Source organism: Gemmiger qucibialis (genome assembly GCF_027689445.1).
GTDB classification, from domain to species: Bacteria; Bacillota; Clostridia; order Oscillospirales; family Ruminococcaceae; genus Gemmiger; species Gemmiger qucibialis.
In genome coordinates this window covers 64,526-83,020 of the sequence record NZ_JAQFEN010000012.1, presented here as the reverse complement: position 1 = coordinate 83,020, position 18,495 = coordinate 64,526, and the positions used below count along the sequence as shown (strand labels likewise).

Sequence of the window (18,495 nt, the reverse complement as noted above, 5' to 3'; positions counted from 1 at the left end):
ACTTTTTAAGATTCTCCTCGGATAATTGAATATCTCGGATAATGCGCTCTTTATCAGTTCAACAAATTGTGATTTGTAGAGTTACTTCTCTCTACATTTAATGCCATAGTTTCCTCGACTTCCAGAGTCATATCCACGATATATTTCATGTTTAATTCCATCTATAACAACTTCATCATCTGCAGTAAATTCATATAAAAATCCGTTATCTTCACAATATTTGATAATTGCCTGCTGTGCTTTTGCAACAGTAGGATAAACAGTGCTATCTTCATAAGGAATCCAAATAGATTTTTTAAACAATTTCAACATGATAATAACTCCTTTCAATGTTTGTAAATTCAAGTTTATCGGTCTGTTTAATCATATCATATGGCTACAATATATACAAGAACAGTCCCGGCAGACATTACTGCCGGGACTGAAACTGTTTTACGGACACCCTCCTTTGCACCGGTTCTTTTTTTTCTATAATCAGGCTTCTTCTTCCGCAAAGTTCCCAAGGGCTTTGGCCTGCTCGATGACTTTGGCTTCCAGCATCTGGGGCAGGGTTTCGTAACGGACAAAATCAAAGGTGAACCAACCGCGGCCCTGGGTCAGCTGACGCAGGAAGGTGGTAAAGTCCTGCATTTCACTCATGGGCACTTCGGCTTCCACAACCTGCTCGCCGTCCTCGTCCGGGTTCATGCCCAGCACGCGGCCGCGGCGCTTGGTTACTTCGCCCATGATATCGCCGGTGTTGTCGGCGGGTACATGGGCTTTCAGGGTGCCGATGGGCTCCAGCAGAACGGGGCCGGCTTCGGGGATGGCGGCCTTGTAGCTCAGCTTGGCGGCCATGATGAACGCCATTTCGCTGGAGTCTACCGGGTGATAGCTGCCGTCCAGCAGGGTGGCTTTCAGGCCAACCATGGGGTACCCGGCCAGAACGCCGTGCTGGGCTGCCTGACGCACACCCTTTTCCACAGCAGGGAAGAAGTTCTTCGGCACGCTGCCGCCGAACACGTTTTCGGCAAACTCAACGTCCTCACCCGGAATGGGCTCGAACTGGATCCACACATCGCCAAACTGGCCGTGGCCGCCGGTCTGCTTCTTGTGGCGGCCCTGGGCCTTGCAGCTCTTGCGGATGGATTCGCGGTAGGGCACGCGCGGAACTTCAAGCGTGATCTCAACGCCAAACTTGTTCTTCAGCTTGGCAACGGCAACTTCCAGGTGCTGGGTGCCCAGGCCGCTGATGATCTGCTGCTTGGTTTCGGGGTCAACGGTAAAGGAAATGGCCGGATCTTCTTCGATCAGGCGGGCCAGTGCGCCGGAAACCTTGCCCTCATCGCCCTTTTTGGCAACCCTGACAGCCATGCGGTAGCAGGCAACGGGGTAGCTGGGGGCGGGCAGGGTGACAACACGGGCAGGATCGCATAAGGTATCGCCGGTCTTGGCGGTGGCCAGTTTGGCAACTGCGCCAATATCACCGGCCACAATGGCGGGGGTGTCGGTCTGTTTTTTGCCGCATACGGTCAATGTTTTGCCCAGGCGCTCCGGCTGGCCGGTGCGGGCATTGATGACATTGCTGGTTGCGCTCAGCTTGCCGGACAGAACCTTGATAAAGCTCAGCTTGCCCACAAACGGGTCGGCAACGGTCTTGAACACATAAGCGCAGGTGGGGGCGGTGTCGTCCACGGTGATTTCAACCGGCTCACTGTCAGCGTTTTCGCCAACAACAGCGGCGGTTGCGGCGCTGGGCAGCAACTCCTTCATGTTGTACAGCAGCATATCCAATGCCTGCAGGTTGACGGCACTGCCGCAGAACACGGGGGTGATCTGGCCGGTGCGCACGCCTGCGGCCATGCCGGTAACGATCTCTTCGGTGGTGAACGGCTCGCCCTCAAAGAACTTTTCCATCAGGGTCTCGTCGGTTTCGGCAATGGCTTCATACATAGCCTGGATCAGGCCCTCAAAGCGGTGGCCGATATCGGGCAGGTCGATCTGCACCTGTTTGCCGCTTTCGTACTTGAATGCCTTCTGGCTGAACAGGTTGATGTAAGCCACGGTGCCATCGTCCAGGCGGGCAGGCACAACACAGGGGCAGATAGAAGGGCCGAACTTGATTTTCAGCTGTTCCAGAATCTTGAAGTAGTCAGAATTTTCAAGGTCAGATTTGGTCACGAACACCATGCGGGCCTTGTTGTTTTTCAGTGCCAGTTTATAGGCCTTTTCTGCGCCGACGGTAACGCCGGAACGGCCAGAAACACAGATCAGGACACTTTCCGCAGCGGTGATGCCCTCGGCAGCGCCGGTTTCAAAATCAAACAGGCCGGGAACATCAATCAGGTTGAACTTGGTGCCGTTACTTTCCACGGGAATCACGCTGGAATTCAGCGATGCTTTGCGGCGTGCTTCTTCGGGGTCAAAATCGCTGGCGGTGGTGCCGTCCTCAACACGGCCCATGCGCTCAGTTGCACCGCTCAAATACAGCAGGGATTCGGTCAAAGTCGTTTTGCCGCAGCCTGCGTGGCCGGCCACAAGAATGTTGCGAATGTCCTTACTGGCGTATTCCATTGTCTTACAAACCTCTTTTCGCGCCGGGATAAGCTCTCCCCACCCGGCATATGTATTTATTGTGATGTGGTATGCTCCACATTTGGCATGTTTTTACTTTACCACACTTTTTGCCTAAAATAAACAGTTTTTTTGAATATTTTTGAAAATATTTGTGAACGAATAATGAGCGAGCAGGCACGGCGCAAAATTGGTGCGTTGGTGCGTGCAATGGCAGGGCGCTGCCGCCGCCGTGATTTTGCCATAGCAGGAATAGAAATCCGTTCCGAGGGGTACCGCACAATTCCTGCGCTGTTTGGAATGATGCAGGTTTGCTGTCAGCTTTTCTGCCGTTCCAGCCGCACAATGGCCACGGTGATATCATCCTGGCGCGCCCCACTGCGGCGCACAGCGCTGGCGGCAACGGCTTCGGCGGTCTGCTGCGGGCTTTGGCCCAGCCGGGTGCTCAGGGTCAGCTGGTCACACAGCCAGGCGGAGCCATCGCACAAAGCACCGTCGCTGACCATCATCACGGTGTCGCCCACATCCAGCGTTAAGGCGGTGGAACGGCCCGTTACGGTGGGCAGCACCCCCATGGGCAGGCTGGCACCATCCAGCGTGCGCACAACGCCTGCCCGGCATAAAAAGCTGGGGGCCGCCCCCGCTTTGAACAGTCCGGCCCGCCCGGTGTACAGGTCCAGCGTCAGCAGGTCCAGCGTTGCACCGCTTTCCTGCCCTGCGTTTTTCAGGCCCAGTGCCACGTTGACCAGCCGGGCAGCGCTTTCGGCGGCAAACCCGGCCTGCAGCAGCTGGGCCGTCAGTTTGGCGGCCATCTGGCCGTCCACGGCGGCGGGCTTGCCGGTGCCCATACCGTCACACAGCAGCATCTGGGCGCGGCCTGCACTGTCGCAGAATTGACGGCAGGCATCCCCGCTCACGGTTTCCGGCGGGGCAGGGCGGCTGGCCAGGCCGAACACGGCGCGGTAGAGCGGGCGTTCGCCAAAATGCAGCATGGTCACGGTGCGGCAGTTGGTTACTTCCGGTGGATCAAAGTCCCGGCGGCAGATGCGGCCCATTTCCTCGGCCAGGGCGCGGCACTCGCCGGGAGTAAAGCTGGTCCGGGGCAGGGTAACGGCGGCGGTAACCCGCCCGGCCAAATCAGTCAGGACGGTACATTCCAGTGGTTCCAGCCCAAGAGAAGCAAACAACTGGGTGGTGCGGGCTTCGCGCCGGGGGTCCGGCAGGCCAGCCCGGCCCAGGCGGGCGGCCATTTGGGCTAAAGCTGTGGCCATGGCGCTGTACTGCTCGGTCAGGGCGGTGCGCAGCAATTCGGCGCGGGCGCGGGTCTGGCGGCGGCTGCACCATAGCCGGTAACCGTGGCTGACGGTGGCACACAGGTCCGCCGGGTGGACGCAGGTGGAAAGCTGCCCCGGCAGGTCCTCCAGCTCCACGCGGCCGTTGTGTTCCAGCGCGCCGCGCAGGGCGTACAGCCCATCCATGGCGGTGGAATACCCCTGAACCCAACAGGTATTGCGGCGGGCGCAGTTCTGACACAGGTGCTGGGCGCAGAACTCTACCACATAGTCATAGCTTTCGCCGCGGGGCGGCATCTGGCAGCTGCATACAGCGTTCACTGTTTCGGCAATGTCGGATAAGGTATCCGCCACGCCGGAAAGTTTGCGTGCCGCGCTGGTCAGGCTTTGGGTGCCAACCGGTGGGGCAGGCGGCGGAAACACCGCCCGCAGAGCCTGCTCCGGGCAGAGCAGAAAGCCCAGTAGCCCGGCCCCGGCGGCAAGACCGAGGGTGAGTACGCCGGTCAGGTTGGGGGCGGCCAGCGCCCCCAGCGCACACCCGGCAGCAAATACGGCGGCCCCGCTGCGGCGCTCGCCGGGGCAAAAGACCGCTGCCCCCAGCCCGCCCGCAGCCACGGCCAGCGCGGCAAAACAGAGCGCCGGGGCGGCAGCGGTCAGGGCCATGGCAAGCACAAGAGCCAGTACGGCGGTGTGCTCCAGGCTGCCCGCGCAGGCACAGCACAAAATGCAGAACGCCGCCCCCGCCAGCCCCGGTGCAAACCCCGGCAGGGCAGCGCGCTGCAAACAGGCGGCGGCCATGGCGGCCCACAGGCAGGCCCCGCGCGGGGTGCCGATGTGGAGCTTGTGGATGCCCAGCCCCACCAGCACGGCCAGCGCGGCGGAGCACAGCAGGCTGGCCGTATCCGCCGGGCTTGCGCCGCCCACCAGGGTGACAAGCCCCTGTTCCAACAGCAGAACGCCCACCCCGCAGGCCGCGCCGGGCAAAAAGCCGGTCTGGCCCAGCTGGCGGCCCACAATGCGGGCGGTCAGCGCCCCGATGCAGGCCCCCGCCAGCTTCAAGGCGGTATCCAGCGGCTGGAACAATAGCAGCCCGGCCAGGCAGCCCAGCGCGGCGGCGGGGGCATATGTATTGCCGCAGCCCAGCAGCAGGCCAAGGCCAAAGGGCGCGGCCCCGCCGTAAACCTGCCCGGCACTGAGAAGCAGCCCGGTACCGCAGGCGGCAAGCTGCCATATCACGGCGCGGTTCAGCCCGTGCAAAAGCGGGGCGCGGGGCAAGGCAGGCGGTGCCGTTTTGGCGTTGGCGGTGCGCACAGCCTGCCGGATGCGCGGCGCGGTGGATGATGTGGCTGGTGTGTTTTGCATGGTGATCCCTCCCTCAACCATGCTGTGTGCATGGTGTTATTATTGTATCGGAGGGCACCCGCACTTTTTGCCGCTGTGCGCAGAAGCCCCAAAACGCCCGGTAAAGGCGGAAAAACAAGCTGACTTCGACGGCAAAAAAGCATTGCGGACAAGCCCCTGCGCAAAGCAACAGCCCCACCCGTAAAATGCGGGTGGGGCTGTTGGAAATGAGTGCTTTGAATTGCCGGAATGATTATTCGGCGGCCTTTTTGGCGTCGGCTTTCTTCTGGAACTTTTCGTTCTGGATGATAAAGCGCTCGTGGGTGGCGCGGCCAACTTCGCCGGCGTCGTCATACATCACGGCGCTGAAGGTCAGCTTGCGGCCGTCCACGGCGGTCAGTTCACTTTCACAGCGCACCATCATGCCAACGGGTGTGGGGGCGTTGTGGGCCAGTTCCAGCTTGGTGCCAACGGTGCCGCAGCCGGGGTCCAGCTCCGGGGCAACGCTCTGCCAGCAGGCTTTTTCAACCAATGCGGCAAGGGCGGGGGTGGCGAACACATTCAGCTCACCGCTGCCCATGGCGGCAGCGGTATTGGCGGCGGTTACGGCAACGCTGGCGTTGCCTTTGATTCCGGGATTCAGCATAGTACAATACTCCTTTTATCAGCAACAATTTTGCGGGGGCAATATGCCTTTTATTATACACGCTTTGCTGCCGTTTGAACAGCATATCTGTTTGACGCGGCAAAAAAACAGGGGTATAATATCTTCTAATACAAAAGAAGTAAACGCAGCCCATCAATGCGCTGCGCTGCCCGGCTTTGTGTTTTGATCGAGGAGAATAGAATGGAAGCAGCCAATAAGATCGCCATTATTACCGATACCTGCTGCGATCTGCCGCAGGAATATCTGAAAGAATACCCCATTTTCTGTGTGCCGCTGGTGGTGACAAGCGGGACCGAGAGCTACCGCGATAACATTGATATTACGGTAGAAACGATCTATGCCCGCCAGAAAAACGAGAATTTCAAAACCAGCCTGCCCCGCCCGCAGGATATTGAGGATGTGTACAACGCGATCGCCCGCCAGGGCTACACCCATGTGATCGTGCTGATGATCGCAGAGTGCCTTTCCAGCGCCAACAACCTGATGCGCCTTGCCGCCGAGGAACACCCGGAGCTGACCGTGAAAGTGTTCGACAGCAAAAGCGCCAGCATCGGTCTGGGTGCACTGGCGGTTCAGGTGGCGCGCTATGCGGTGCGCGGTGTGGCGTTTGACCCGCTGTGCGAACTGACCAAGCGGCTGATCGATGACACGGTGGTGTATTTTTCGCTGGATACGCTGGAGTACCTGCAGCGCGGCGGCCGCATTGGCCGCGCCACAGCGCTGGCGGGGGGACTTTTGCAGATCAAACCGATTTTGACCTTTGACCGCAAGGACGGCATGATCTCCACCGCCGCCAAGGTGCGCGGCCGCCGCGGTGTGCAGCAGCGGCTGATTGAGCTGGCAACGGAGCTGGCAGCCAAACACCCCGGCGAGGAGTATAACCTGGTCGTGTGCGATGGCAATGTGCCGGAAGAGGGCGCAGCGCTGGAAGCAGCTCTGACCCGCGCGCTGCCCAACGGCCACCGTGTGCTGCACGGCAAAATTGACGCCACCCTGGCCGTACACCTGGGGCCGAACCTGCTTGGCGTTGGGGTGCAGTTCCTGAACAGCAAGCTGCCGGCGTAACGTGGCCAGCAAAACAATTTAAAAAATAAAAACTGCCTGTACCGGGCGAGCGGATGCTCAATAGTACAGGCGGTTTTCGTTTTTATAGCGGGAAGAACGGGGAAGATAATAAAAAAATAAGTAAGGTAGGAAAAGGAACCCGGACGCAGGCTGTGAGATAAAGTGCCCGGAACACCGAGTGCTGCGGCCAGCCCCAACTTTGTCGGGCCCCACTACGCATCATTCCGGGGGCCTTATCCCACAGCCTGCTGGCGAGTGGCGGGGATAGGAGGATGGGAAGGAGACGAAATATATACAGGACAAAAAGGAAAAGGCAATCTTGCGAAATGGATGGCTGGATTTATCAGTCAATGGAAATCGTCTGGGCAGTGGGCTGCGGCTTTACATACTTGGGCAGGGTGATAGCTAGCACACCGTTGTTGTAAGCGGCACGCACTTTGGTGGTATCCACGCCGGTCACATCAAAGCTGCGAGTATAGCTGCCAAAGCTGCGCTCGCAGCGCAGGTAGCTGCCCTTTTTCTCGGCGTTCTCAAAATCGCTGTGTCGCTCAGCCTTGATGGTCAGCACTTTATCGTGCAGATTCAGGGCGATATCTTCTTTGCGGAAACCGGGCAGGTCGCACTCCATCACATAGGCATCGCCGATGTCACGAATGTCCGTCTTGAACTCTGCAAGGCTGTTATCGCCAAAGAAAGAACGATCAATATCCTCAAAATCGCGGAACGGATTGTAGCGGCGGTCTATCAGCATAGCCATAAGTCATATCTCCTTAAACATATCCATAAAGTTTTTTATCAGTATTGGCTCAGCAGCTCCGACACCCTTGGGAGCGGTGTCGTTTTCTGTTGACGAGTATTACAGTACACTATAATTATGAATAAAATGTGAACTGTGCGTGAATTTTTAGCAGTCTTTGTATATGAGTGCTAAACGCAGATAAAATTTACAACTTGACGATGAAATTGAAATGCAAAACAAAACATAAAGAAAATAGCACATCTTTTTCATTCTGCCCAAAACGGGCAGGAAAAGGCTTGAAATCAGGAATGGGGCGTGGTATCGTTAAAGTGTTATCTTGTATGATATAGAAAATAAACCAAAAGATAAAAGGGAGGTGGGGCCATGCAGGAGCTTGGCCGAATGATAAAAAAGCTGTGCAGCAAGCTGTTCAGCCGCATTGTAATTACCGGGGTGCTGATTTTGATCCAGGCGGCATGGTTCTGGTCTTTGTTCACAAGCCTTTCCAGCTATGCGCACTGGCTGAACCCGCTGATGATAGCCTTGAGCGTTATCATGTGCGCGGTGCTTATCCGGCAGGATTCCACCGCGCCGGAGTTCAAGATCAGCTGGATGGTTCTTTTCATGATCATGCCGGTGCAGGGCGGTTTGCTCTACCTGCTGTGGGGCGATAAGCGCCCGGCATTCCGCCTGCGCAAAAAGCTGGATTGGGCCTATGACCGCATCCGCCCACTGCGCCGCACGGACCCTGCGGCACAGGCCATGCTGGAACAGGCCAACCCCCGCGCGGGGCGCACCGCAGCTTACCTGCGGGATTTTGCCGCTTACCCGGTGTATTCCGGCACCAACGTCAAGTTTTACGCTTCGGGAGAAGCGGTCTTTCCCGATCTGCTGGAAGCGCTTGAATCAGCACAGGAATCGATCCTTTTGGAGTTCTTTATTATCTCCAAGGGCAAAATGTGGGATGCCGTACATGATGTGCTGCGTCGTAAAGCGGCTCAGGGCGTGGATGTGCGGATGATTTATGACGATGTGGGCTGTGCCACTGGCCTGCCCGCCCAATACTGGAAGACCCTGCAGGTGGAAGGGATCCAGGCAGTGCCGTTTAACCCGTTTGTGCCGTTGCTGAACTTGGTGATGAACAGCCGTGACCACCGCAAGATTGTGGTGGTGGATGGAAAAACCGCCTTTACCGGCGGTTTTAACCTGGCGGATGAGTACATTAACCAAAAAGAGCGCTTTGGCTATTGGTGCGATACCGGCGTGCGGCTGCAGGGCCCCGCGGCGTGGAGCTTTGCCACGATCTTTCTGGAGCTGTGGGCCAGCCAGCGCCCCGACGACCCCGGTCTGGATGCTTACCGCGAGGAGCAGCCGTTCCCGGCGGAAGAGCCGACGATCGGCCTTGTGCAGCCCTACAGCGACAGTCCGGTGGACGATGAGAATGTTTCCAAAAATGTCTACCTGGACCTGATCACCCAGGCGCAGGAAACGCTGTGGATCACCACGCCGTACCTAATCTTGGATAACGCCACCATGACGGCACTGCGCCTGGCCGCAAAGCGCGGCGTGGATGTGCGCATTTATACCCCCGGCATCCCGGATAAAAAGATGGTTTACCAGCTGACCTGCAGCTACTTTGAGCCGCTGATCCGCTCTGGGGTCAAGATCTACACCTTCACGCCGGGCTTTCTGCACGCAAAAACCTGGCTGGTGGATGGCAGGATCGCCGTGGTGGGGTCCATCAATCTGGACTACCGCAGCCTGTACCTGCATTTTGAATGTGCCGCCCTGCTGTATGGCTGTGCCGCGCTGGCCGATGTGGGCGAATTTATGATGCAGCTGGAAAAACAGTCCCATCTGGTAGAGCTGAAAGAATGCCGCACCAGCGCGCCGGGCCTGATGGTATCCGCCTTGCTGCGGCTGCTGGCACCATTGTGCTGATAGAGCTGACTCTTGTGTTTACCCAGTAGGTAGGGGCGCTCACGGATTTGCTTATGGCATCCACCACAAGGTTTCGGAACGGTCAAGACCGTTCCCTACAGAGTTTGTTGTAACAGGTGGCAGATATTTGTGGCGCATCCCCCACCGTAGGGGCGCACATTGTGCGCATGCTTCGTGTTCCGAGCCACTCTGCTATGCGGGCCGATGATGAGCAGCGGCCCCTACAGATTGCTTGCAATGCTTGCGGCAAACAATGGGTTTTCTCCGGCAGAATGTGGACGTTTGCACCCCAGCATGCACCAAACGGGAAAGAACAACAGATAAACAACAGTAGTACAACAAGGCATGCGCTTTGCAGTGTTCCTGAAATGACAGAAATGATTTCAGAAACCTGTGAAGCGCATGCTGTTTATTTTTACCCCAAAACGGGCAAAAAATGTTGACAGGATGCACAAGCGCAATACATAAAAACTAATAATCCTGCACAAAAGCAAAAGCACAAACTAAAATTCTGAAATTATGTTACAGAATTCTGTTGACAACTTGAGGTTGTTGTGCTATGATGCAGATGTTCCCAAAAGGACCTGCTGCACTGGCGGGAACAAAACCCGGCGGGGGCTGCCACCCCTGCCAGAAAGAAGGGATGCTTTGGAAAAGATCACGGCAGAGCGCGTGCTGGCGGAACTGGCAGAGATCGCGTTTGCCGACCTGGGGGCCGAACCTGCCCCGCCCGTAAAAGTGGGCGATAAGCTGCGTGCGCTGGAGCTGATTTATAAGTATCTGGGCCTTGGCGATGGCGCTGCAGCGGAGGAGCCCGTTGTGATTGTGGATGAAGCACCCACCGAGCAGGAGGTGACGCCATGAGGGTGCGCATCCGGGATGTGGTAGCGCCGGTGTTCTGGCCGGTGCACCGCGCCATTGCCCGCGGCACAGTTCAGGAACTGGTGGCCAAGGGCGGGCGCGGCAGCGGCAAATCCAGCTATATTTCCATTGAGCTTGTTTTGCAGCTGCTGCGCCACCCCGCCTGCCACGCGGTGGTGCTGCGCAAGATCGGCGGCACGCTGCGCACCAGTGTGTATGCGCAGATCCAGTGGGCCATTGGGGCGCTGGGGCTGGCAAAGCAGTTCCGCTGCACCGTCAGCCCCATGGAGTGTACTTATCTGCCCACAGGGCAGAAGATCCTCTTTTTTGGCACCGACGACCCCGGCAAGCTGAAAAGCATCAAGGTGCCATTTGGAGCCATCGGCCTGGCCTGGTTCGAGGAGCTGGACCAGTTCGACGGCCCCGAGGAGGTGCGCAGTGTGGAGCAGAGCGTGTTCCGCGGCGGCAGCTTTACCCTGGCATTCAAAAGCTTCAACCCGCCGGCATCGGGGCGCAGCTGGGCCAACCGTTATGCGCTGGAACAGCGCCCCGGCAAGCTGGTGCACCACTCCACCTACCGCGACCTGCCGCCCGCCTGGCTGGGCGAACGCTTTTTGGCGGATGCCGCCCACCTGGAACAGACCAACCCCACGGCGTTCCGCCATGAATATTTGGGCGAAGCGGTCGGCTGCGGCACGGCAGTGTTTGGCAACATCCAGCTGCAAACCCTGACGACCGAACAATGCCAGAGCTTTGACCGGGTGTACCACGGGGTGGACTGGGGCTGGTATCCGGACCCCTGGGCCTACAACGCTGTGCATTACGATGCCGCCCGCCGCACCCTGGTGATCTTTGACGAGCTGACCCGCCGCCGCACCCCCAACCGGGAAACCGCCCGCCTGCTGCTGGACCGCGGACTGGACCGCACGGCGCTGCTGACCGCCGATGCCGCGGAGCCCAAAAGCTGTGCGGACTACCGCGCGGCGGGCCTGCCGTGCCGGGCGGCAGTCAAAGGTCCCGGCAGTGTGGCCGCCGGGATGAAGTGGCTGCAAAGCCTGAACGCTATCATCATTGACCCCGTGCGCTGCCCCGAAACTGCAGCCGAGTTTACCGGCTATGAATACCTGCGGGATGCGCGAACCGGGGAGGTGACCAACGCCTGGCCGGACGCCGACAACCACCACATTGACGCGGTGCGCTATGCGCTGGAAAGCGTGTGGCGGCGGCGCGGCAGCTGAACCCACAAATAGGAAAGAAGGAATGGATTGAAAAGTTACTTGGAACAGGCATTCGGCCGGGGAGATGTGACCTCGGCCCGGATGCAGGCGGCCATCCGGGAATGGCTGAACCTTTATTACGGCACCCAGTCCCCCGGCGAGGACGCCGCCGACCGGCTGGCGGTGCTGGTGGTCAGCAAGCTGTGCCGCACCGTGTTTGCGGAGTATGAAAGCAGGACCGCCGAAGCCCTGGCCCCCAGCCTGCAGGCGCTGGATGCCGTGCGAGTGCAGGCCATGCAGTACGCACTGGTTGGCGGTGAATGCCTGCTGAAACCGGTGCTGCATGGCCGCGGGTTTGACTTTGTGCCCATCCGGCGGGACTGTTATGCACCCCTTGGCCGCGATGCCCACGGCGCTTTGACCGGCGTGGGCACCATGGAGGTGCTGCGCCACGATGGCCGCGGCTACCTGCTGCTGGAGCGCCGCACCGCCGGGGCGGACGGCCTGACCATCGAGACCCGCTTGTTTGAGCTGGCGGGTGAGGCGTTAGGCCGGGAGGTGCCGCTGGCAACGCTGCCCGCCACCGCCCAGCTGCAGCCAAGTTTGCTGCTGCCGGGGGTGCGGGGCGTTGGTCTGGCTGCACTGCGCACCCCGCTGCTGAACTGTGTGGATGGCGGCCCCGACGCCGTGGCGGTATATGCCCCTGCCGCCGGCTTGATGCACAGCGCCGCCCGGCTGGAATACCAGATGCGGCAGGAGTTTGAAAACGGTGCTTCCCGTGTGTTTGCCTCGGAGGACCTGCTACGGGAGGATGGCTATGGCCGCCGCACCTTGCAGGATGATCTTTTCATCGGCCTGCCGGATGACCCCGCCAACGTGGGGGTGACGGTGTACAGCCCGCAGCTGCGGGTGGAACAGTTTTTGGCCCGCAAGCAGGATATCCTGCGCAGCTGCGAAAGCCTGATCGGTTTCAAGCGCGGCATTTTGAGCGAGGTGGAAGCCGCCGAGCGCACCGCAACGGAAATCACCTCCAGCGAGGGCGATTATAACCTGACCATCCAGGAATTGCAGGCTATGTGGCAGAACGGTGCCGGCCAGGCGCTGGAACTGTGCGCCGCGCTGGGCAAGGTGTACGGCATGCCGGACCTGAGTTTTGACGCCGGGAAAGACCTGACGATGGACTGGGGCGATGGCGTGCTGTTTGACCGCACCCGCACCTGGAACGAGTACATGAGCATGGTAACATCCGGCCTGCTGCGGCCGGAACTGGCCCTTGCCTGGTACTTTGACCTGCCCCATGCCGATGCCGCCCAGCTGGCAAAGATCCGTAAGGAGCTGATGCCGCAGGCAGCACAAGCGGCTCCCGCAAACAACGAAGAAAAGAAAGGAGAAACCCAGATTGGAGCATAAATCGACAACCCCCGCCGCACAGCCGGTGCAGCCCGCACCCTATGCCGCCGGAACCGGCAGTGCCCCGCTGCTGAACCGTGAAGCGGAATTTGCCTGCATGAGCTACCGGGAGCGCCTTGCCTTAAAGCATAGCGACCCCGATACCTACCGCCGCCTGCGGGAAAAGTAAGCGGGACGAATAGACTTGCCGCAGACCGTCGAAAAGTGATTCGTAGGGGCGCAGTGTGCGCCCGCATGCTCTACAAGGCAAAAAGGCAAAATTTGAACTTTTCGATAAGCTGAACGGGTCAAATAGACCCGCAAAAATTGATTGATTAAAGGAGAAATTCTATGGCAGATACTTATACCAAAATTGCTGATTTGATCGACCCGGAAGTGATGGGGGACATGGTGTCCGCCCGAATCCCCAAAAAGCTGCGCGTGGCACCCTTTGCCAAGGTGGATGATACCCTGGCCGGTGTCCCCGGCGATACCATCACGGTGCCCGCCTATGCCTACATCGGCGATGCCGACATTGTGGCCGAGGGCGAGGCTGTGACCATTGAAAAGATGACGACATCCACCCGCAAAGCCACCGTGAAAAAGGCCATGAAGGGCATTGGCCTGACCGATGAAGCGGTGCTTTCCGGCTACGGCAACCCGGTGGGGGAGGCCAACACCCAGCTGGCCATGGCCATTGCCGCCAAGATCGATAACGACTGCATGGATGTGCTGCAGACCGCTACCCTGACCTATGACGGCTCGGCGGGCATTATCAGCTATGCGGGCGTTGTGGATGCGGTGGACGCTCTGCAGGAAGAGCAGGCCACCGAAAAGGTAATCTTTGTTCACCCTAAACAGGTGACCCAGCTGCGAAAGGACGCCGAATTCACCAGCACGGACAAGTACCCCGCCAATGTGCGGATGTCCGGCGAGATCGGCTCCATTGCGGGCTGCCGTGTGGTGCCCAGCAAAAAGGTGCCGCTGGTGGAGGTTGGCTCCGGCAAAACCAAGTGCTATGCCTGCCCTATCATCAAGCTGGAAGCCGACCACGACAACGAGGACGAGGTGCCCGCTCTGACCATTTACCGCAAGCGCGCGGTGAATGTGGAAACCGAGCGCAAACCCAAGATCCGCACCACCGAGATCACAGCGGACGAATTTTACGTTGCCGTGCTTTCCAACGAGGCCAAGGTGGTGCTGGCAAAGTTCAAGGCCTAAGGTGTATCTGAAAACAAAGGGCAATACCGCATAATTCTAAGTGCCGATACGGCGAGCGAGGTACGGCAGATGCTAAGCCAAAAGCGCAGATAATACTGGATGTCTTATCGAGCATTTTGGCAACGCAGATGCCGTGCCGCAGCCGCCGGAGCGGTGCTTAAGCCGTAAGGCGGGAATTGTGCGGTGTTGCCAAAGAAAATCCTGTGAGAAGGAGGAATGCCTTTGCCGGATTACGAATTTTATACCGCCAGCTACCTGGGCGAAAAGATCCCGCAGGAAAGCTTTGCACGCTTTATTACCCGCGCCGCTCGCCAGCTGGAGCGCTACAAAAGTATGTTTGATGTGCGCCCGCGCGCGGGCCTGCAGGAACCGGAAGCCTGCGCCCTCTGCGCCATGGCGGATGCAATGTATGCCTTTGCGGAGGAGGACAAGCGCTGCCGCGTGGTGAGCGCCAACGTGGGCAGCGTGAGCGAAACCTATGCTGCCCCGCCGGAGCTCTGCGCCGAAACCATCCAGAGCCGGGAAGGTTACCTGCGTGCCCTGGCGCAGGACTACCTGGTGTTTGGCCGCTATGCCAGCGGCGGGGTGGGCTGATGGCCGCGCCCTTACAGTACCCCCTGTGCTGCCAGACCGTTACCTTCTACCATGCGGACCCGGCGGCACATACCATCACGCGCACCGTTGTGCAGGGCGTACACTTTGATACCCGCCGCCGTGAAACCGCGGCAGGCGGCAGCGGCCCCGCAAGCAGTGCGGCCACGGCGTTTTTGCTGGTTATCCCGGAAAAACATGCGGCGTTTGGCCGGGATTATACGCTGGAACCCCATGACCGCGTGCTTGCAGGCATCGGGCCGGAGGTGAGCTACACCCAATGGCTGGATTTTACCCCCGCCAAAGTGCCGGGGCTGGCCGCTGTGCAGTATGTAGACTGTAAAACAGCGGCCGGGCAGGCTGCCCATGTGGAAGCGGGCGGCTGGTGGACCCGCTCCGGCAGCGGCGCGCACAGCCTGAGTAACTGACCGGAAAGGGGGAGACAAAGCGCGTGAACGAAACCTATTTTGAACAGTTGCTGCAATGGCTGGCCCGCTGCCCGGCTCTGACCGGTATTGATCTGCGTGTGGACGACCTGCCCCCGGCGGCGGGCACCGGGGCGCTCTTCCCCAAAGGAGTGGAGCAGACCGACCGCTGGCAGAACCTGCTGGGGCAGGTGACGGCCCGCCAAAAAATGCAGCTGGTGCTGCGCCTGAACCTGCCCTTTGTGCCGGGGGATGCGAATCTGAGTGCCCAGACCGCCCGCCGCCTGTTGGAACTGCAGGCCTGGGTGGCGGAGCAGAGCGCGGCCGGCTTGGCCCCGCAGCTTGGCAACGCTGACCCCGTACAGGAGACCCTGACCGCCGGGGCCGCCCGGCTGGAACAGGCCAACGATGAGGGTAGCGCAGTTTACACCGTTACACTGACGGCACACTATACGATGAAATGGAGTGATACATTTGAAGATTGAGCGCAAATATATGGCGCACTTTTTGAACGCGGCGTTTGGTTCCGGTACCGCCAGCTATTGCCGCTTGGGCAACGACCTGGAAGAATATTCCCCGGAACTTTCCGCCAATGTGGAAAAGAAAAATAATATCCTGGGCCAGACTTCGATCACGATCGACAGCTACCAGAAACAGGGCGAAGTGGCACCCTATTATGCCGAGAAAAACGACCCGCTGTTTGAAAAGCTGCAGGCCATTATCGACGGTGACCTGACGCTGGATGACCTGAAAACCGACATTGTGGAGGTTAAGCTCTGGGGCGAAGCATCCGCCAACGCCTACCCGGCCATCAAGGAGGAATGCTACATTGAGATCGTCAGCTATGGCGGTGATACCACTGGCTACCAGATCCCCTTTAATGTGCATTATACCGGCGTAAAAACCAAGGGTACCTTCAACATTAGCACCAAAACCTTTACGGCGGCGTAAGGCAGAACAGGAGGATGGATGATTTTACACAATGGGGATGTTTTGTTTGGCTGGCCGCTGCAAAGCCATGTGATTACCGCTGGGTGGTTTTATAATGACGGCAGCCTGCACCGGGCGCTGGATTTCCGCGCCGCCGTCGGCACGCCGGTGTATGCCGCGGCAGACGGTACGGTGGAAACCGCCTACCGCTGGAATGGCCGCCGCACCCAAGGGGATACCAACAGCTATGGCAATATGCTCAAGCTGCGCCATGCGGATTACCGCGGCGGCCGGCTGGAGACGCTGTACGCCCATTTGAGCAAACTCTGCGTGGCCCAGGGGGAGACGGTATACGAGGGCCAGCTGATCGGCTACAGCGGCGATACCGGCAACTGCTACGGCGCACACCTGCATTTTGAGGTGCGGTACAAAAAACGTCGGGTCCACCCGCTGAACTGGCTGGATGCAGATTTTGCGGCGGCATCTACCGCGGTGCGGCTGGGCGGCTACCAGAGCGTTGCCCGCCCGGCAGCGGAAAAAACACAGCCGGTCCAAATGCAGACGGTAACGGTGGGGCCGATTTCCAACGGGGACGCTGCCCGGCTGTATGCCCTGTGCGGGGACCTTGGCCTGGTGGAATCGGGGCTGTACCACGCCGCCTATACGGAGGTGTGAGCAGGATGGAAGCAATTCTGGTGGCGCTGATCACCGGCGGGCTGAGCCTGCTGGGGGTGGTTATCACCAACATGATGGCTGCCCGCCGCGCGGAACAGCGGATGGTAACGGCCCAGGCGGTCACGGATGCCCGCTTGGAGGAGTTGACCCGCGAAGTCCGCGCCCACAACAACTTTGCCCAGCGGGTGCCGGTGCTGGAAGAGCAACTGCGTGTGGCAAACCACCGCCTGAGCAACCTGGAAAAGGCGCATACCCCCGCATAAAAGAAAAGCATAAAATAAAAAGGAGGAGACCATGGATCTGACAACTTTTGGTATGGCAGGGGTGGCGGCGATTACGGTTATCTGCTACCTGGCGGCAACAGCGGTCAAACAAACGCCGCTTGCCAATAAATGGTTGCCCACCATCTGCGGCACGCTGGGCGGTGTGCTGGGGGTGCTGGCCTGGTGCGGAAGTGTGCCGGACTTCCCGGCAGGCGACCCATTGACAGCGCTGGCCGTGGGCATTGTTTCAGGCCTCGCGGCAACCGGTACCAACCAGTTGATCCGCCAGCTGAAACAGCCGGAATAAAATAATAGGGGGAATTACCCTATAAATAGTTGAAAATCCCGCCGGGAGCTGCGCATATGGCTCCCGGCGGGATTTTGCTTGATTTGCTTGCATAATTTGCGCCAACGCCTTATAATGAGTAATATCTATGATGGGAGGGGTGCGCATGGCGCAAATTACGCCGGAACAAACAACAAAAGCCATACACCCGGTATTGGGAATTATGGGGGGCCTTGGCCCGGCGGCGAGCTGCTACCTGTACCAGATGATCACCGACCATACCCCCGCCCAGAAAGATCAGGACCACATTGATATCGTCATCTCCTCGCGCGCGTCCACCCCGGACCGCACAGCCTTTATTGTGGGCAAAAGCAAGGATGACCCCTTTGATGTGATGGAGCAGGACGGCATCAGCCTGGTGCGCTACGGTGCTACCGTGCTGGCCATTGCCTGCAACACCGCGCATTATTTTTATGACCGCCTGGCCGCGGCCCTGCCGGTACCGGTACTGAACATGCCGCGCCTGACCGCGGCGGATGCCAAGGCGGCCGGGTGCCATAAGCTGGGTATTCTGGCAACGGACGGCACCCTGCTGGCGGAAACGTATCAGATCGCCTGCCGGGATATCGGCCTGGAATGGGCCGCCCCCGGCGAACAGGCCCAAAAGGGCATCATGTCCATCATCTATGATGAGATCAAGCAGGGCAAGCGCGTAGACATGCAGCTGTTTAACGCAGCGGTGGATGACCTGCACGCCCAGGGGTGCGATATGGCGGTGCTTGGCTGCACGGAACTGAGCCTTGTGAAGCGGGACGAACACCTGGGACCGTTTTTCATCGACAGCACCGAGGTTCTTTGCAAGCACGCCATGCGCGCCTGCGGCGTGGAGCCGGTGGGATTTGAGGATTGAGCTAGGAGTTAGGAAGTAGGAATTAGGAGTTTTTGCAGTAGGGAAAACAGAGCGGCTCCGGCCTAAGAGCTGCCTGCGGTGTCAGCCTTACCTCAAATTACGAATTCCGCATTTCTGATTGCTAATTGC

General features: G+C 59.0%; 22 protein-coding genes. 16 read left to right on the top strand and 6 right to left on the bottom strand.

The genetic code is table 11. From position 1 onward, the window contains the following. Positions 1 to 81 precede the first annotated feature (81 nt). The 5 genes from PG062_RS13530 to PG062_RS13510 all read right to left on the bottom strand — a co-directional run bounded on the left by PG062_RS13530 (position 82) and on the right by PG062_RS13510 (position 5,832). Positions 82 to 312: a DUF4318 domain-containing protein gene (locus PG062_RS13530; RefSeq protein WP_242979531.1), complete on the bottom strand. Its 231-nt coding sequence runs from the start codon at positions 310 to 312 to the stop codon at positions 82 to 84. Between the two features lie 162 nt (positions 313 to 474). Further along, a complete protein-coding gene (locus PG062_RS13525) occupies positions 475 to 2,553 on the bottom strand; it encodes an elongation factor G (RefSeq protein WP_114000184.1) in 2,079 nt (692 codons plus the stop codon). Positions 2,554 to 2,651: 98 nt separating this feature from the next. Continuing rightward, the gene (locus PG062_RS13520; protein WP_270752641.1) at positions 2,652 to 2,798 is read right to left on the bottom strand and encodes a hypothetical protein; all 147 of its coding nucleotides are present in this window, start codon (positions 2,796 to 2,798) and stop codon (positions 2,652 to 2,654) included. Between the two features lie 72 nt (positions 2,799 to 2,870). After that, positions 2,871 to 5,207 carry a SpoIIE family protein phosphatase gene (locus tag PG062_RS13515; RefSeq protein WP_270752640.1) on the bottom strand — a complete coding sequence of 779 codons (2,337 nt, stop codon included), beginning with the start codon at positions 5,205 to 5,207 and terminating at the stop codon, positions 2,871 to 2,873. A 232-nt stretch (positions 5,208 to 5,439) separates the two neighbouring features. Further along, the gene (locus tag PG062_RS13510; RefSeq protein ID WP_270752639.1) at positions 5,440 to 5,832 is read right to left on the bottom strand and encodes a thioesterase family protein; all 393 of its coding nucleotides are present in this window, start codon (positions 5,830 to 5,832) and stop codon (positions 5,440 to 5,442) included. 201 nt (positions 5,833 to 6,033) lie between these two features. Between PG062_RS13510 and PG062_RS13505 the strand changes: the two genes are divergently transcribed. Next, complete coding sequence (locus tag PG062_RS13505; RefSeq protein ID WP_270752638.1) at positions 6,034 to 6,918, top strand: DegV family protein; 885 nt, start codon at positions 6,034 to 6,036, stop codon at positions 6,916 to 6,918. Between the two features lie 343 nt (positions 6,919 to 7,261). On the opposite strand, the gene PG062_RS13500 is transcribed toward PG062_RS13505, so the two are convergent. Continuing rightward, positions 7,262 to 7,675 carry an Hsp20/alpha crystallin family protein gene (locus PG062_RS13500; protein ID WP_114000188.1) on the bottom strand — a complete coding sequence of 138 codons (414 nt, stop codon included), beginning with the start codon at positions 7,673 to 7,675 and terminating at the stop codon, positions 7,262 to 7,264. Between the two features lie 384 nt (positions 7,676 to 8,059). Between PG062_RS13500 and cls the strand changes: the two genes are divergently transcribed. The 15 genes from cls to cuyB all read left to right on the top strand — a co-directional run bounded on the left by cls (position 8,060) and on the right by cuyB (position 18,366). Then, complete coding sequence (gene cls / locus PG062_RS13495; protein ID WP_158538869.1) at positions 8,060 to 9,598, top strand: cardiolipin synthase; 1,539 nt, start codon at positions 8,060 to 8,062, stop codon at positions 9,596 to 9,598. Between the two features lie 161 nt (positions 9,599 to 9,759). Further along, positions 9,760 to 10,041, top strand: a complete 282-nt coding sequence (locus PG062_RS13490; protein WP_270752637.1) for a hypothetical protein — start codon at positions 9,760 to 9,762, stop codon at positions 10,039 to 10,041. A gap of 205 nt (positions 10,042 to 10,246) precedes the next feature. Continuing rightward, the gene (locus PG062_RS13485) at positions 10,247 to 10,462 is read left to right on the top strand and encodes a hypothetical protein (RefSeq protein WP_114000190.1); all 216 of its coding nucleotides are present in this window, start codon (positions 10,247 to 10,249) and stop codon (positions 10,460 to 10,462) included. Beyond that, positions 10,459 to 11,697 carry a PBSX family phage terminase large subunit gene (locus tag PG062_RS13480; protein ID WP_270752636.1) on the top strand — a complete coding sequence of 413 codons (1,239 nt, stop codon included), beginning with the start codon at positions 10,459 to 10,461 and terminating at the stop codon, positions 11,695 to 11,697. Before PG062_RS13485 ends, PG062_RS13480 begins: the two co-directional genes overlap by 4 nt. Before the next feature lie 27 nt (positions 11,698 to 11,724). Then, positions 11,725 to 13,086, top strand: a complete 1,362-nt coding sequence (locus tag PG062_RS13475) for a hypothetical protein (protein WP_270752635.1) — start codon at positions 11,725 to 11,727, stop codon at positions 13,084 to 13,086. After that, entirely contained in the window at positions 13,076 to 13,255 is a 180-nt protein-coding gene (locus PG062_RS13470) for a hypothetical protein (protein WP_270752634.1), read from the top strand. Before PG062_RS13475 ends, PG062_RS13470 begins: the two co-directional genes overlap by 11 nt. Positions 13,256 to 13,416: 161 nt before the next feature. Continuing rightward, positions 13,417 to 14,286: a N4-gp56 family major capsid protein gene (locus PG062_RS13465; RefSeq protein ID WP_114000194.1), complete on the top strand. Its 870-nt coding sequence runs from the start codon at positions 13,417 to 13,419 to the stop codon at positions 14,284 to 14,286. A gap of 222 nt (positions 14,287 to 14,508) precedes the next feature. Beyond that, the gene (locus tag PG062_RS13460) at positions 14,509 to 14,880 is read left to right on the top strand and encodes a head-tail connector protein (RefSeq protein ID WP_270752632.1); all 372 of its coding nucleotides are present in this window, start codon (positions 14,509 to 14,511) and stop codon (positions 14,878 to 14,880) included. After that, on the top strand, positions 14,880 to 15,305 hold the full coding sequence (locus tag PG062_RS13455) for a hypothetical protein (RefSeq protein WP_270752631.1): 426 nt from the start codon (positions 14,880 to 14,882) through the stop codon (positions 15,303 to 15,305). The genes PG062_RS13460 and PG062_RS13455 overlap by 1 nt, the downstream gene beginning before the upstream one ends. Positions 15,306 to 15,328: 23 nt before the next feature. Beyond that, complete coding sequence (locus PG062_RS13450) at positions 15,329 to 15,787, top strand: hypothetical protein (protein ID WP_270752630.1); 459 nt, start codon at positions 15,329 to 15,331, stop codon at positions 15,785 to 15,787. Further along, positions 15,768 to 16,253, top strand: a complete 486-nt coding sequence (locus PG062_RS13445; protein ID WP_333559427.1) for a hypothetical protein — start codon at positions 15,768 to 15,770, stop codon at positions 16,251 to 16,253. Before PG062_RS13450 ends, PG062_RS13445 begins: the two co-directional genes overlap by 20 nt. 18 nt (positions 16,254 to 16,271) lie before the next feature. Next, complete coding sequence (locus tag PG062_RS13440; RefSeq protein ID WP_270752629.1) at positions 16,272 to 16,907, top strand: M23 family metallopeptidase; 636 nt, start codon at positions 16,272 to 16,274, stop codon at positions 16,905 to 16,907. Positions 16,908 to 16,912: 5 nt separating this feature from the next. Next, on the top strand, positions 16,913 to 17,170 hold the full coding sequence (locus tag PG062_RS13435; RefSeq protein WP_270752628.1) for a hypothetical protein: 258 nt from the start codon (positions 16,913 to 16,915) through the stop codon (positions 17,168 to 17,170). Positions 17,171 to 17,201: 31 nt separating this feature from the next. Next, positions 17,202 to 17,477 (top strand): phage holin family protein, encoded by a 276-nt coding sequence (locus tag PG062_RS13430; protein ID WP_114001253.1) that lies wholly within the window; start codon positions 17,202 to 17,204, stop codon positions 17,475 to 17,477. A 145-nt stretch (positions 17,478 to 17,622) separates the two neighbouring features. Beyond that, the gene (gene cuyB / locus PG062_RS13425; protein WP_114000461.1) at positions 17,623 to 18,366 is read left to right on the top strand and encodes a cysteate racemase; all 744 of its coding nucleotides are present in this window, start codon (positions 17,623 to 17,625) and stop codon (positions 18,364 to 18,366) included. Positions 18,367 to 18,495 lie beyond the last annotated feature (129 nt).

What these genes read in the sequence shown, in the direction of transcription:
- PG062_RS13455 (WP_270752631.1), top strand. Translation starts at nt 14,880, where the DNA reads ATGGCCGCGCCCTTACAGTACCCCCTGTGCTGCCAGACCGTTACCTTC.
- PG062_RS13505 (WP_270752638.1), top strand. Translation starts at nt 6,034, where the DNA reads ATGGAAGCAGCCAATAAGATCGCCATTATTACCGATACCTGCTGCGAT.
- PG062_RS13500 (WP_114000188.1), bottom strand. Translation starts at nt 7,675, where the DNA reads ATGGCTATGCTGATAGACCGCCGCTACAATCCGTTCCGCGATTTTGAG.
- PG062_RS13430 (WP_114001253.1), top strand. Translation starts at nt 17,202, where the DNA reads ATGGATCTGACAACTTTTGGTATGGCAGGGGTGGCGGCGATTACGGTT.
- PG062_RS13510 (WP_270752639.1), bottom strand. Translation starts at nt 5,832, where the DNA reads ATGCTGAATCCCGGAATCAAAGGCAACGCCAGCGTTGCCGTAACCGCC.
- PG062_RS13480 (WP_270752636.1), top strand. Translation starts at nt 10,459, where the DNA reads ATGAGGGTGCGCATCCGGGATGTGGTAGCGCCGGTGTTCTGGCCGGTG.
- PG062_RS13515 (WP_270752640.1), bottom strand. Translation starts at nt 5,207, where the DNA reads ATGCAAAACACACCAGCCACATCATCCACCGCGCCGCGCATCCGGCAG.
- PG062_RS13530 (WP_242979531.1), bottom strand. Translation starts at nt 312, where the DNA reads ATGTTGAAATTGTTTAAAAAATCTATTTGGATTCCTTATGAAGATAGC.
- PG062_RS13520 (WP_270752641.1), bottom strand. Translation starts at nt 2,798, where the DNA reads ATGGCAAAATCACGGCGGCGGCAGCGCCCTGCCATTGCACGCACCAAC.
- PG062_RS13525 (WP_114000184.1), bottom strand. Translation starts at nt 2,553, where the DNA reads ATGGAATACGCCAGTAAGGACATTCGCAACATTCTTGTGGCCGGCCAC.
- cuyB (WP_114000461.1), top strand. Translation starts at nt 17,623, where the DNA reads ATGGCGCAAATTACGCCGGAACAAACAACAAAAGCCATACACCCGGTA.
- PG062_RS13465 (WP_114000194.1), top strand. Translation starts at nt 13,417, where the DNA reads ATGGCAGATACTTATACCAAAATTGCTGATTTGATCGACCCGGAAGTG.
- PG062_RS13440 (WP_270752629.1), top strand. Translation starts at nt 16,272, where the DNA reads ATGATTTTACACAATGGGGATGTTTTGTTTGGCTGGCCGCTGCAAAGC.
- PG062_RS13435 (WP_270752628.1), top strand. Translation starts at nt 16,913, where the DNA reads ATGGAAGCAATTCTGGTGGCGCTGATCACCGGCGGGCTGAGCCTGCTG.
- cls (WP_158538869.1), top strand. Translation starts at nt 8,060, where the DNA reads ATGATAAAAAAGCTGTGCAGCAAGCTGTTCAGCCGCATTGTAATTACC.